Source organism: Nocardia amikacinitolerans NBRC 108937, assembly GCF_001612615.1.
Lineage (GTDB): Bacteria > Actinomycetota > Actinomycetes > Mycobacteriales > Mycobacteriaceae > Nocardia > Nocardia amikacinitolerans.
Map to the genome: position 1 here is coordinate 69,784 of NZ_BDAU01000019.1, position 13,731 is coordinate 83,514.

Annotated in this window: 10 protein-coding genes, 1 pseudogene and 1 riboswitch; of the genes and pseudogenes, 9 read left to right on the top strand and 2 right to left on the bottom strand. The window is 71.2% G+C overall.

Annotation, left to right across the window (positions count from 1 at the left end):
• Position 1 precedes the first annotated feature (1 nt).
• Entirely contained in the window at positions 2-1,321 is a 1,320-nt protein-coding gene (locus NAM01S_RS15625) for a glycosyltransferase family 2 protein (RefSeq protein WP_372511670.1), read from the top strand.
• A gap of 302 nt (positions 1,322-1,623) precedes the next feature.
• On the opposite strand, the gene NAM01S_RS15630 is transcribed toward NAM01S_RS15625, so the two are convergent.
• Positions 1,624-2,361: a hypothetical protein gene (locus tag NAM01S_RS15630; RefSeq protein ID WP_067786162.1), complete on the bottom strand. Its 738-nt coding sequence runs from the start codon at positions 2,359-2,361 to the stop codon at positions 1,624-1,626.
• A gap of 355 nt (positions 2,362-2,716) precedes the next feature.
• Positions 2,717-2,810, top strand: a riboswitch (SAM riboswitch).
• A 273-nt stretch (positions 2,811-3,083) separates the two neighbouring features.
• On the opposite strand from NAM01S_RS15630, the pseudogene NAM01S_RS15635 reads away from it, so the two are divergent.
• The 3 genes and pseudogenes from NAM01S_RS15635 to NAM01S_RS15645 form a co-directional block, all read left to right on the top strand.
• Positions 3,084-4,154: pseudogene (locus NAM01S_RS15635) on the top strand (NtaA/DmoA family FMN-dependent monooxygenase); the annotation flags it as partial.
• Positions 4,151-4,960, top strand: a complete 810-nt coding sequence (locus NAM01S_RS15640) for a DUF1684 domain-containing protein (protein ID WP_067785785.1) — start codon at positions 4,151-4,153, stop codon at positions 4,958-4,960. The pseudogene NAM01S_RS15635 and the gene NAM01S_RS15640, both read left to right, overlap by 4 nt.
• On the top strand, positions 4,957-6,108 hold the full coding sequence (locus NAM01S_RS15645; protein ID WP_067785788.1) for an LLM class flavin-dependent oxidoreductase: 1,152 nt from the start codon (positions 4,957-4,959) through the stop codon (positions 6,106-6,108). The genes NAM01S_RS15640 and NAM01S_RS15645 overlap by 4 nt, the downstream gene beginning before the upstream one ends.
• Positions 6,109-6,245: 137 nt before the next feature.
• Here NAM01S_RS15645 and NAM01S_RS15650 read toward each other — a convergent pair whose 3' ends face one another.
• Complete coding sequence (locus NAM01S_RS15650) at positions 6,246-7,247, bottom strand: methylenetetrahydrofolate reductase (protein WP_084482973.1); 1,002 nt, start codon at positions 7,245-7,247, stop codon at positions 6,246-6,248.
• 227 nt (positions 7,248-7,474) lie between these two features.
• On the opposite strand from NAM01S_RS15650, the gene NAM01S_RS15655 reads away from it, so the two are divergent.
• From NAM01S_RS15655 to NAM01S_RS15675, 5 genes are all read left to right on the top strand, one after another.
• Positions 7,475-8,632, top strand: a complete 1,158-nt coding sequence (locus tag NAM01S_RS15655) for a polyprenyl synthetase family protein (protein WP_067786166.1) — start codon at positions 7,475-7,477, stop codon at positions 8,630-8,632.
• Positions 8,629-8,835: a hypothetical protein gene (locus tag NAM01S_RS15660; protein WP_143861479.1), complete on the top strand. Its 207-nt coding sequence runs from the start codon at positions 8,629-8,631 to the stop codon at positions 8,833-8,835. The genes NAM01S_RS15655 and NAM01S_RS15660 overlap by 4 nt, the downstream gene beginning before the upstream one ends.
• Positions 8,836-9,076: 241 nt before the next feature.
• The gene (gene crtI, locus NAM01S_RS15665) at positions 9,077-10,660 is read left to right on the top strand and encodes a phytoene desaturase family protein (RefSeq protein WP_067785794.1); all 1,584 of its coding nucleotides are present in this window, start codon (positions 9,077-9,079) and stop codon (positions 10,658-10,660) included.
• An 84-nt stretch (positions 10,661-10,744) separates the two neighbouring features.
• A complete protein-coding gene (locus tag NAM01S_RS15670; RefSeq protein ID WP_067785797.1) occupies positions 10,745-12,505 on the top strand; it encodes an alpha-(1->6)-mannopyranosyltransferase A in 1,761 nt (586 codons plus the stop codon).
• Complete coding sequence (locus tag NAM01S_RS15675; protein ID WP_084482974.1) at positions 12,502-13,641, top strand: phytoene/squalene synthase family protein; 1,140 nt, start codon at positions 12,502-12,504, stop codon at positions 13,639-13,641. The genes NAM01S_RS15670 and NAM01S_RS15675 overlap by 4 nt, the downstream gene beginning before the upstream one ends.
• Positions 13,642-13,731: the final 90 nt, after the last annotated feature.

Genomic DNA, 13,731 nt, shown 5'->3' on the forward strand with positions numbered 1-13,731 from the left:
CGTGAGCCACGGTGTTGCGCTGGCCGGTCGGCTCGCAGAACTCACCCTCGCGTGGGGCAGTATCGCCCGCGGTTCCGCCGCGCCCGCGCAGATCGGCGCGACCGTAGCCCTCGAGAGCCGCGGTGCTGCGCTGCCCGATCGGATCGGAGAGACCCACCGCGCATGGAGCAGTACCGCCCGCGGTTCCGCCGCGCCCGTCCGGATCGGCGCGGCCATCGCACTCGCGAGTTGCGGTATCTCGCTGATCAATCGGCTCTCGATGCCGCGTTTGGACGCGAATGCTGAAGTGGCCGAGGCAGTTACCGTATGCGTACCGGCCCGTGACGAAGCGGAGCGGCTCCCCGCGTTGATCGCCGATCTGCGTGCTCAGACCGGCGTGCCCGCCCTGCGGGTGCTGATCCTCGACGACGGTTCCACCGATGGCACCGCGGCGGCCGCGCGGGAGGCGATCGCGGGCGACCCCCGCTTCGAGGTGATCCGATCGGATGCCCAGCCGCCGCCGGGCTGGACCGGCAAGGCCGCAGCTTGCGCCCGCCTCGCCGAACTCGTCCAGACGCCGATCATCGTTTTCCTGGACGCCGACGTGCGGCTGGCTCCGCGAGCCATCGCCGCGGCGGCGCGCGCGGTGCGCGATCACGGCGCGGCCATGATCTCGCCGTGGCCGACGCAGGTGGCCGAGACCTTCGCCGAGGCGCTGGTGCAGCCGCTGCTCTGCTGGTCGTGGGCGTCGACGCTGCCCATCGTGCTGGGCAACCGCGGCCACCGCCCGTCTACGGCGGTCGCCTGCGGCCAGTTCCTCGCCTTCGACACCGCCGCCTACCGCGCCATCGGCGGGCACGCCTCGGTAGCGGACAGCCCCACCGAGGACCTCGGCATCGCCCGTGCCCTGCGTCGCGCCGGACACACCACCCACCTCGTCGCCGCCGGTCGACTCGCCCGCACCCGCATGTACCGCGACGCGACCGAGATCGAAGCCGGGTACACCCGCTGGCTCTGGTCCGCCTACGGAGGCTCACGTCCGGCGGCCGCCGCCGTGGGAACCGTGCTGGCACTCGGCTATTGGCTCCCGCCGCTGGCCGCCCTGTTCGGCAGCGGAGCGAACCGCCGCACCGGCGCGCTCGGCTACGCCGCCGCCGTCACCGGCCGCCTCCTCGCCCGCTCCCTCGAATCCGGCGGCCCCCTCCGCCGCACCGACGCGGTAACGGCACTGGCGCACCCGCTTTCGATCGCCGCCTACCAGCGCCTGGTCTTCCGCTCCCACCGCGCGAAAAGCCGTGGGGCACTGCGCTGGAAGGGTCGCGAGCTGCCCGCCATGGACTGATCGGGTGTGTTGCGCACCGCACCGTCAACCCCGCAACCACCATTTCTCTCCCGTCGATAGAGAAATGGATTCGACGGGAGTCGAATGGTCGCTGTCACCGACGATGCAACCGCCATATGACTACCGTCGATTCTCGGCACCCGGTACGGGGCGTGTGCGGTGCGTGTGGAAGCCAGGCCTGCACCCATTCGAACGTCCTCCCGGTGAACAGTGCTCGAATGCGCCTGCACCGCATCCCTATTCGGGCAACGTACGAAACCGGCCCGGTCCGAGGACCGAGCCGGTGTCCGTACTCGTGGGTTTTACGGGACCGAGGTGATGCCGATGGTCGGGAGGAAGAAGCAGGACTGGTTGCCGTTCTCGACGGTGCCGAAGACGGCGGCGAGGACGGTGCCCTTGCCGGTGTCGACGGGGACGGCGCGGATGCCGCCGACGGGGAGGGCGGCGAAGAAGAAGTCCTGGACGGCGCGTTCGGCGTGCGGGCGCAGGTCGGCCGGTACCTCGGCGGGGATCATGGCGCGGAAGATATCGGCGAGCGGGCCCATTTTGGTGATGCCGCTGCGGCCGTTGCTGACATTCAGCCAGGCCACTTGCATACCCGCGGTGTTGCGGCTGTCCTGGCTGACGCCGTAGGGCACGAAGGTGAACATGGTCTGCCCGGACTTCACGGCCGTCAGATCCAGACCGGGAATGGACACCGTCGTCTTGGGCCACGGTCCCGGCATGGCGCCCGCGACGCCGGGCACCAGACCGAAGGTGCTGCCGTTGCCGCAGAACGCCGCGGCGGTCGGGTACAGGAACGGGTCCATCCCGAATCCGCGCAGCGCCTCCACGGTGGACTGGTAGGCGCCGAGCAGATCGCCGGGTGCGGCGGCCTGCTGTTTGCCCGCCAGTTCGGTGGCGGCCGAAGGTGCGGCGGGGACGGGCGCGGGCGCCGCCACGGCGGGGGCGCAGACGCCGAATGCCAGCGCGACCGATCCGGTCGCGGCGGCGGTGAGAGTGGTGAAGCGGCGCAACAGGGTCACAGCGGTGCTCCTCATCGTCGGCACGGTGAGGACACGGTACTCCGGCAAACCCGCTCAGCAGCCGTTTCGGCAATCGGCAAGTTTTCGGCGCGTCGGCTTGCACCCGCATCTCAGAGCGCCATCACGAGCGGACGCGTCTACCTCGAGGGCCTGGATGCAGGAACCGACCTGCCGACCTGCCGACCTGCCGACCTGCCGACCTGCCGACCCGCCGACCCGCCGACCCGCCGACCCGCGCAATGATCGTCCGCCGCACCACCCGACGCCAGGGCTGCGCTCACCCTGATTCCTAACCTTGTCCACCACATGCCCTGCTCCGCATGATGATTCGGCTCGACCCTGCCGCGCCCGGTGCGGACCGGGGTCCGCAACACCATCCAGAGCGACCGAGAGACCTGGCTCGCCGACGTCGCAGCAACCCCCCGACCACCGGGTGCGGGTGCTTCCGCCAGGAACGATGGAGGACCGAATGATCTGCCCACGCGGCCGCGCCCGCCGAACCCGACGCCGCGCCGAGACCCGCCGCCGAACCCCGGCCGGCTGTCCGCGCTGATCCAGCGAATCGAGCAGCGGATACAGCAGGTCCACCGCCAGATTCACGACCACGAACACCAGCGCGATCAAACCCTGGCTGGCGCGCAGCTGGGAGATCAGCGGGACAACACAGCACCGCGTGTCGCCACGAGGACCACCGGCTCGGTACTTCGTCACATCGGCACGGGCGAATCGCTCACCGAACTCCTTGCGGCGAACCGTTCGAGCTGGCCAAGCAGTTCGCGTCGCTGGATCACCTGTCCGGCGGACGCGCGGCGTGGAACGTCGTCACCTCCTCCGACGCTTTCACGGGCGAGAACTTCCGCCGCGGTGGCTATCTGGAGCACGCGGATCGATACCGCCGCGCGGCCGAGACGGTCGAGGTGGCGCGCGCACTGTGGGACAGCTGGCCCGCCGACGCGCTGGTGGTCGATCGCGACGCGGGCGTCTTCGCCAGGAACATTCCCGAAACCCGCCACCGCGGCGCACAATTCGACATCGCCGCGCGCTTCGTGCTGCCGCCGAGCCCGCAGGGACATCCGGTGCTGTTGCAGGCGGGCGATTCCGACGACGGCCGCGAATTCGGCGCCGCAACCGCCGATGCCATCTTCACCGGCCACGGCACCCTCGAGGCCGGACGCGCGTTCTACGCCGACATGAAGGGCCGGCTGGCCAAATACGGCCGCGGGCACGACGAACTGAAGATCCTGCCCGCCGCCACCTTCGTGCTCGGCGACACCGCCGCCGAGGCCGAGGACCGGGCCAGGCACATCCGCTACCAGCAGGTGGGTCCGCAGACGGCCATCGCGTTCCTCGAACAGGTCTGGGGCCGCGACCTTTCCGGCTACGACCCGGACGGACCGCTGCCCGACGTCGACCCCTCCGGCGACGTGAACATCACCAGGGGACGGGTGCGTCACGCGAAGGATCCGCGCGCGGTCGCCGAGGCGTGGCGCGCCAAGGCCGAGGCCGAGAACCTCAGCATCCGCGAGCTGATCATCGAGGTCACCGCGCGCCAGCAGTTCGTCGGCACACCGGTCGAGGTCGCCGAGCGCATCGACGAATACGTGCAGACCGACGCGGCCGACGGTTTCATTCTCGTCCCCCATCTCACCCCCGGCGGGCTCGACGAGTTCGTCGACCGCGTCGTCCCGGAACTCCAGGAGCGCGGCAGCTTCCGCACCGAGTACACCGGCGACACCCTGCGCGACCACCTCGGCCTGCGCCACCCGCAGCACCGCACATCCGTCCACGAAGGAGCAAGAGCGTCATGACCGCGACCACCGCAACAAGTTTCGACTCCGAGTGGGCCGCCTGGCACGGCGCGAGGGAGGACCAGCTGCGCGACCGGCTCGGCTTCCTGAGCCTGACCGCACTGCACTGGCTCACCGACCAGCCCGAGCGGCTGCCCGACCTGCCCGGCACCTGGTGGGTCACCGACGACAAGGTGTTCATCACCGCGCGACCGGCCGACCGCCTCGTCTTCGACGGCACCGGCATCGCGGGCGTGCAGATCCTCACCCCCGCCGAAGGCGCGCCGGGCCTGGAGGTGCGCCACGAACAGCGCGTGCTCGAGGTCATCCGGCGCACCGGGCGCCACGCGGTGCGGGTCCACGACCCCGCCGCCCCGTCGCTGGCCGCGTTCGCCGGGATTCCCGCGTACCAGCCGGACCCGCGCTGGATCGTGCCCGGCCGCTTCGAGGCGTTCGCCGAACCGAGGGACGTCGTCACGGCGGCCGTGGTCGACGGGCTCGAACATCACCACACCGCAACGGGCACCATCGAATTCACCCTCGGCGCGGTCACCGAGCGCGTCGTCGCGTTCCAGGCCGGTGCCGGACTGCGCATCCTGTTCACCGACGCCACCAGCGGCATCACCACGTACCCCGCGGCCAGGTCGCTGAGCATCGCCGCGCCCGACGTCGACGGCGCGGTGCTGCTCGACTTCAACCGGGCGGCCAATCTGCCCTGCGCCTTCACCGATTTCGCGACCTGCCCGGTGGCGCCCGCGCAGAACCGGCTGCGGGTGGCCATCGAGGCGGGCGAGCAGGATCCGCGGGTCGGAAGGGGGCCGGCGTGACGGTCCCCCTCTCCATCCTCGACCTGGCCCCGATCAGCGCCGGTTCCACCGCGCAGCAGGCGCTGCGCAACACCGTCGAACTGGCCAAGCGCGCCGAACAGTGGGGCTACCACCGGTATTGGCTGGCCGAACATCACTTCGTCGCGGTGGCCAGTTCCAGCTCGATCACCCTGATCGGGCTGGTCGCGGCCAACACCTCGCGGATTCGGGTGGGTTCGGCGGCGGTGCAGGTCGGCCATCACACCTCGGCGTCGATCGTGGAGGCGTTCGGCACCATCGACGCCCTCCACCCCGGACGGCTTGACCTCGGGCTCGGGCGTTCGGGGCATCGGCGGGCCCAATTCGGTTCGGAGCCGGAACATCCCAAGGGCGGACACCCGCGCGTCGACACCGCGACCGGACGCACCGAGATCCGGGACGGTGTGGTGGTCCCGCCGCCGTTCGATCCCGGTCGCATCGTCGACCGCTCCCGCTACCTGGCAGGGCTGCGGGCGTTGCAGCAGCCCGGCGCGCAGGCGCCGGACTTCGCCGACCAGATCGATGAGGTCCGCGCCCTGCTCGCGGGCACCTACACCAGCGCGGACGGTATCCCGCTGCACGCGGTGCCCGGCGAGAACGCGCGGGTGCAGCTGTGGTTGTTCGGCAGCTCCGGCGGCGAGAGCGCCGAGCTCGCCGGTCGCCTCGGTCTGCCGTTCGCCGCGGCCTACCACGTGGCGCCGGGAACCGCGCTGGACGCCGTCGCCGCCTACCGCGCGGCGTTCCGTCCGTCCGAGTACCTGGCCGAGCCGTACGTGGTGGTCTCGGCCGACGTAGTGGTCGCCGCCGACGACGCGAAAGCCAAGCGGCTGGCCGCGGGCTACGGGCACTGGGTGTACGGCATCCGCGCCGGGACGGGGGCGACCGAGTTCCTCGCGCCGGAGGCGGCGGGTCCGCTCACCCCCGACCAGCTGCGGCTGGTCGACGATCGGCTGGCCACCCAGTTCGTCGGGTCGCCGGACACGGTGGTGCAACGGCTCGCCGCGCTACAACGGGTGACCGGCGCGGACGAACTGCTGGTCACCAGCGTCACGCATGATCACGCGGACCGGCTGGAGTCCCATCGGCTGCTGGCCGAGGCGTGGGGATCGCGGGCGGCGCGGGCGGCTTGATGGGCGAGTGCCCCGCTGGTCGGCGACCGGCGGGGCACTCGGTTGTCAGAACATCACGCCGTCGCGGCACTGCGACCTCCGCCGGTGTTACGGCTTCGGGCGCGAAGCGCTGTGTCCGGCGCTCATCGGCGCGATCTTCAGGCGCTCATGGGGGCTGCGGTTACCCCGTAGCCGAGATTCGTCAACACCTCGCTCGTCGCCTTGGCGAAGTTCAGCGTGATGAAGTGCAGGCACGGCGCGCCCTCGTCGATCAGCCGCTGCGCCATCTCGGTGGCGATCTCGATGCCGACCTCACGCACCGCGGCGCGATCCTCCTCCGGACCGTCGCCCGCCGCCTTGCGCAGCCGCTCCAGCACCGAGGCGGGCAGCTCGCGACCGCACAGCTCCTCGGCCCTCGTCACGGTGCGCAGCGAGGTGATCGGCATCAGCTCCGGGATGATCGGCTTGGCGCCCTCGACCGGATCCATCGCGACGACCCGATCCCGCAGGCGCAGGTAGTGGTCGACTTCGAAGAACATCTGGGTGATCGAATACTCCGCGCCCGCACGCAGTTTCGCGGCGAGGAAGGCGGTGTCGGTCTCCAGGTCCGGCGAGCGGTGGTGGCCCTGCGGGAACGAGGCGACGCCGACGTGGAAATCGCCGAGATCGCGCACGATGCGGACGAGTTCCTCGGCGTACTCCACGCCGTCGGGGTGCTTGTGCCACTCGCCGAGCGGGTCGCCGGGCGGGTCGCCGCGCAGCACCAGGATGTTGCGGATACCGGAATCGGCGTACGCGCCGACCAGCGAGCGCAGCTCGGCCACGCTGTGCCCGACGGCGGTCAGGTGCGCCACCGGCAGCAGGGTGGTCTCCTGCGCGAGTTCACCGGTCACCCGCACGGTGCGATCCTTCGTGGAACCGCCCGCACCGTAGGTCATCGATACGAACGCCGGATGCATGCGCTCGAACTCGCGGACCGCGCGCCAGAGCCGCGCCTCGCCCGCTGCGTCGCGCGGCGGGTTGAACTCGACGGAGAACGGCACCATCCGGCCGGAATGCACCTGCAAGCTCTGCACGACCGAAGGTGTTCCCGAGACGATCGGTGGCGTCGGGGACGGGCGTCCTGGGGTCGAACGTCCCCGCACGGAATCGAAAGTCACCGGTTCAGTGTAGTGGGACGGCCGTACGGCCGTGTCGGCACGGGATTTCCCGGGGCGGAGGTTGGTCGACGCCGCGGTCGGATGGCCGCGTATTCTCTGATACGGCACCACTATCGCTGCGGCCGGACCGGACGTGCGCCGCGATCGCGCCGACCCGGGCGGCGGTGACGCGCGCTCGCCCACACAACGAACAGTCGCGCTCGACCGGCGCGACCACACCCGTGACCCTGGAGGTTCCTCTGTCCGCCGGACCCGGTACTCCGACAAGAACCCCGGCAACGCCCGCGGCCGACGCGCCACGGACGCCGAGCACCGGCACGTCCGATTTCGTCGCCGCCGTGCAGGACCGGCTCAGCGAGTTCTTCGCCACCCGGCGGCCGATCGTCGAGCCGCTCGGACCGGTCTTCGTCGACGCCGCCGACGCGCTGGAGATGTTCGTGCTTCGCGGCGGCAAGCGCACCAGGCCCGCGTTCGCCTGGACCGGCTGGCTCGGCGCGGGTGGCGACCCGGACGGCGCGGACGCGGACGCGGTGCTCGCCGCCTGCTCGGCGCTCGAACTGGTGCAGGCGTGCGCGCTGATCCACGACGACATCATCGACTCCTCCCGCACCCGCCGCCGTTTCCCCACGGTGCACGTCGATTTCGAGCAGCGCCACCGCGAGCGCGGCTTGCCGGGCGACTCCGCGCACTTCGGCGCCAGCGTCGCGATCCTGATCGGCGATCTCGCTCTGGCCTGGGCCGACGACCTGGTGCACGCCGCGGGGCTCGATTCCGCGGCGCTCGCGCGGTTCGCGGCGGTCTGGGCGATGATGCGCACCGAGGTGCTCGGCGGACAGCTGCTCGACATCAACGGCGAAGCGGTCGGCGACGAGTCGGTGGAGGCAGCGTTGCGCATCAACCGCTACAAGACCGCCGCCTACACCGTGGAGCGTCCGCTGCACCTCGGCGCCGCGATCGCCGACGCCGACCCGGCCCTGATCGCCGCCTACCGCACCTTCGGCACCGACATCGGGATCGCCTTCCAGCTGCGCGACGACCTGCTCGGCGTGTTCGGCGATCCGGAGGTCACCGGCAAACCCTCCGGCGACGACCTGCGCGAGGGCAAGCGCACCGTACTGCTCGCCGAGGCGCTGCGCCGCGCCGACGCCACCGATCCGTCCGCCGCGCACCTGCTGCGCACCAGCATCGGCACCGATCTCGGCGCCGAGGACGTCACGCGCCTGCGCGCCGTGCTCACCGAGCTCGGCGCCGTCGACGATGTGGAACAGCGCATCGCCGACCTCACCGACCGCGGCCTCGCCGCCATCGATTCCAGCTCGGCCACCCCCGCCGCCAAAGAGCAACTACGCGGCATGGCTCTGGCCGCAACCAGGAGGACCGCATGAAAGCCGTTGTGGGACCAGCCGATCGCGTCATCGCCGTCGGCGCAGGACCGGCCCCGCGCAGCACCGGAAAGCGCCGCGGAAAGTCCACCGCAGCGCTGACCGAACGCAGACTGATTCTCGGCGCCGCCCTGCCGACCCGGCGCGGTGTCCGTGTCCCCCGGGCGTGCTCGGCGCCGCGGGACACCGAGTCGGCCGAGGACTGAGTCCCCACACCTTCGGCGCCGGATGTCGCGAGGCGACCGGCGCAGCGCACCACGTGGCGATCCGCCTACCGACCGGCAGGCACGAGAGTCGCAGCGGCGCGCGAAACGCACGTCGCACCGGTCCGCCGCGGCGTGCGAACCGCCGCGTTCCGCCGGAGCGCACGCGGCGCGGGCCGAGGCAAAGTGTCGTGCAAAGTGTCGTGCGCAGTACCGCCGTGTCCGGCGGTCGAGGAGAAGTCAGATGAAAACCGTTGCGGGACCGACCGATCGGGTGGTCGTTGTGGGCGCCGGCCTGTCCGGGCTCGCCGCCGCGCTGTATCTCACCGGGGCGGGGCGTTCGGTCACGCTGCTGGAAAGGGCCGATCATCCCGGCGGCCGGGTCGGCAGGTACCGAGGGCCGGACTACGAGATCGACAACGGCGCGACGGTGCTCACGCTGCCGGAACTGATCACCGACGCGCTCGCCGCGGTCGGCCGGACACCCGAGTCCGGCTCGACACCCCTGCGCATCCACCGGCTCGCGCCGAGTTATCACGCGCGCTTCGCCGACGACTCCACCATCCGGGTGTTCGCGGACCCGGAGGCCATGGCCGAGGAGGTCGCCCGCACCTGCGGCCAGGACGAGGCGCGCCGCTATCGACAGCTCCGGGACTGGCTGGCGCGCATCTACCGCGCCGAGTTCACCGAGTTCATGGACACCAATTTCGACTCGCCGCTGGACATGGTGCGCTCCCCGCGCAAACGCGCCGCCCTGCTCGAGCTGGTGCGGCTAGGCGGGTTCGGCAGGCTCGGACCGCGCGTCGGCCGGATACTCACCGACCGGCGACTCGCCCGGCTGTTCACCTTCCAGGCGCTCTACGCGGGCATGGCGCCCGCCGACGCGCTCGCCGTCTACGGCGCGATCCCGCACATGGACACCTCGCTCGGCGTCTACTTCCCCGAGGGCGGGATGCGCGCCATCGCCGCCACCATGGCCGAGGCGTTCACCGTCGCGGGCGGGACGCTGCACCTCAACACCGAGGTCGACGGGATCGAGTACGAAGGACGACGCGCCCGCCGGGTACGCACCGCCGACGGACGCGCGATCGACTGCGACGCGGTGATCCTCACGGCCGACCTCGGCTCGATCGAACGCTTCGGCGTGCCCCGCAGACGCGGACTGCGGGCCGCGCCGTCGGCGGTGGTCGCGCACGGCACGATTCCGGCCGACGTCGCCGCGAGCTGGCCGGTGCAGGCGCACCACACCATCGATTTCGGCGCGGCGTGGGACACCACCTTCGACGAGATCGCCGTCGCGCCGCGCCGCGGCGGCAGGCTCACCGCGCGCGGACGACTGATGCGCGACCCGTCGCTGCTGCTGACCCGCCCCGCGCTGACCGATCCCGGGCTCTACATCGACCGTCCCGACGGCAGGCACGAGCCGTTCTCGCTGCTCGCACCCTGCCCCAACCTGGCGAGCGCACCGCTCGACTGGGACCGGCTGGCAAGGCCGTACCTGCGCGAACTGCTCGAGGTGCTGGAGACGCGCGGCTACCGCGGAATCGCCGAACACTTCACCGTCGATCACCTGGACACCCCGAAGACGTGGCTGGCGCAGGGCATGATCGCGGGCACGCCGTTCTCCGTCGCGCACCTGTTCCGGCAGACCGGTCCGTTCCGGCCGCGGAATTTCCCGAGTTTCAGCGACAACGTGGTTATCGCCGGTTGCGGCACCACGCCGGGCGTCGGAGTGCCGACCGCGCTGCTCTCCGGGAAACTGGCGGCAAACCGGATCACCGGCGCCGCGGCCGATACCCGGGATGAACCGCGCGTACCAGCGGGATAGTGTTCCGCGCGAACCATTAAACTGATCGCCGACCTATTCACTCGCGGTTGCGACCGCCGACCTTGCCGGGGGGACCGACACGACATGCATCCCCCCGAGACGAGCGCCGCAGCCGCAACGCCGACCGACACCGCGCACCGCGCGTCGAGTCGCGGCACCTCGAGCACTACCGGATCCAGCACACCGCGATCCCTCGGCGACGGCGCCGACCGGAACAGCTTCCGGGACCGGATGCAGACCTACGCCGATTTCGCGCGCAGCCCCGAGGGCCACGCCGCGCTGCTCGGCTTCTTCGGCGCCGTGCTGATCACCTTCGGCGGGCTCGGCGCGGGCAGCGTGCGCCAGCGCGATCCGCTGCTCGAGGCGATGAACCTGTCCTGGCTGCGGTTCGGGCACGGTTACGCGCTGTCGAGCATGCTCATCTGGATCGGCGTGCTGCTGATGATCACCGCGTGGGTTCGGTTGGGCCGCACCACGCTCGGGCTCGGCAACCGGGCGGGCGCGGCGGTCACGCTGAACGAGCTGCGCGCGATCGTCGGCATCTGGATCTTCCCGCTGCTCTTCGCGGTGCCGATGTTCAGCCGCGACGCCTACTCCTACCTGGCCCAGGGCGCGCTGCTGCGCGACGGTTTCGACCCCTACCAGGTGGGTCCCGTCGCGAATCCCGGTGTGCTGCTGGACAATGTGAGCCCCGTCTGGACCACCACCACCGCGCCGTACGGCCCGGTGTTCCTGCTGCTCGGCCGCGCGATTACCGCGATCACCGGCGACAACGTGGTCGCGGGCACCATCGCGCTGCGCTTCGTGATGCTGCCCGGCCTCGCGCTGATGATGTGGGCGGTCCCGTATCTGACCAAACATCTCGGCGGCAAGCCGACGGTGGCGCTGTGGCTCGCGGTGCTCAACCCGCTGGTGCTCATCCACCTCATCGGCGGCGTGCACAACGAGATGCTGATGGTCGGCCTGATGTGCGCGGGCATCGCGCTGGTGCTGGAGCGCCACCACGTGGCCGGCATCGTCGTCGTCGCGATCGGCGTGGCGATCAAGGCAACCGCCGGCATCGCGCTGCCGTTCCTCGTGTGGATCTGGATGTTGCACGAGCGGGAGCGCCGCGCCGCCGAACGCGCGGCCGCCGACCCGAACGCACCGGCCGATCCGAACTCCACGTCGGCCAACGGCGCCCCGGACGCCGCGAAGGCCGGACCGGACATGCCGCACCCGGCCATGACGTTCGCCAAGATCGCGGGCCTTGGACTCAGCGTGTTCGCGGCGGTCTTCGTCGCGGCCTCGGCCATCGCGGGCGTCGGCATCGGCTGGCTGACCGCGCTGTCGGGCTCGAAGAAGATCATCAACTGGCTGTCGCTGCCGACGATCATGGCGCACACCACCACCTGGATCACCCCGCTGCGCATGGAATCGGTGCTCACCGTGACCCGCGCGCTGTGCGCGCTCGCGTTGGTCGCGGTGCTGGTGTGGACCTGGTGGCGGTTCCGGCACAGCGAGCGCGAGGCGGTGTTCGGCATCCTCATCGCGTTCGTCGGCATCGTCATCCTCTCCCCCGCCGCGCTGCCCTGGTACTACTCGTGGCCGCTGGCGCTGGCCGCCGCGTTCGCGCTGTCCACCACGACGCTCATGGTGCTCGTCGGCCTGTGCACCTGGCTGATGCTGGTGTTCCAGCCGGACGGATCGATCGGTCTGTACAACTTCTGGCACGTGGCCGCGGCGACGTTCGCCGCGGTCGTCGCCGCGCTCTCGCTGCGCACGGTGGACCCGCTGCGGCTGCGCTCAACGCCGCAGGCGGAGACCGCGCGGAGTGAAGTCGCGGCCACCGCTTCGCGACCATGAGAGCCGTTGGATCTGGTGGGGAGGACTGGGACCTAGCCGGTGTCGGCCGCGGTCCGCTCGATGCGCCGCGCGCGACCCGAGCCGTAAGGCCCCTCGGCGATCCGGCCGGAGTCTCCGACGCGGAGTCGGATGCGCGCCTGGCCGACGCCTACCGCGCGTGCCGGGCGATCGCCGCCGAGCACGGTCGCACGTATTTCCTCGCGACCAGGCTGCTGTCGGCTCCGCGAAGACCCGCCGTGCACGCGCTCTACGCGTTCGCGCGGATGGTGGACGACATCGTCGACCACGTGGACGCGAATCCCGGACACCTGCCGAACTCCGCGGGATCGTCGAGTTGGGAGTGGACACCGCAGCGGAGCCGAGCCGACGCCCAGCAGCACACTCCCGACCACGGTCCCGCCGACGAACTCGACCTGATCGAGAAACAGCTGCGCGTCGCCCTCGAGAAGAGCACGTTCACCGAACCGGTCCCGCCGCAGCGCGCCCAGTTACTCGCCGCGCTCGCCGACACCGTCGACCGCTACGCCATCGATCCCGCGCACTTCTGGACCTTCCTGGACTCCATGCGCATGGACGTCCCCGGCACGCCACACTTCCGTGACCGCTACGCCACGATGGCCGAGCTGCGCGAGTACATGCGCGGTTCGGCGGCCGCCATCGGCTTGCAGCTGCTTCCGGTGCTTGGCACCGTCGCGCCGGTGGCCGAGGCCGAACCCGCGGCCGCCGCGCTCGGCGAGGCGTTCCAGCTCACCAACTTCCTGCGCGATATCGGCGAGGACCTGGACCGCGGACGCGTCTACCTGCCCGCCGACCACCTGGCCGCCTTCGGCGTGGACGACGACCTGCTGGTCCAGTGCCGCCGTACCGGCCGCACCGATCCGCGGGTCCGCCGCGCGCTGGCCCATCTGATCGCGATCAACCGCGACGTCTACCGCACCGCCGATCCGGGTATCGACCTGCTGAACCCGCGGGTCCGGCCCGCCATCCGCGCGGCGAGCGCGCTGTACGCCGGGATCCTGGACCGCATCGAGGATTCCGGGTACGCGGTATTCCAGGCTCGTGCCGTGGTGCCGACCCGCCGACGCCTGCTTGTCGCGAGCACCGAACTGGTAGCGGGCCTACTCACCCGACGTTGACCGGCGATCACCCACTGGTCGTGGGCCCCTCGCACCCCTTCCACACGCTTCGGAGCGTCTCCAACCCCTGCGAAGCGTGCGAGCGCCCTG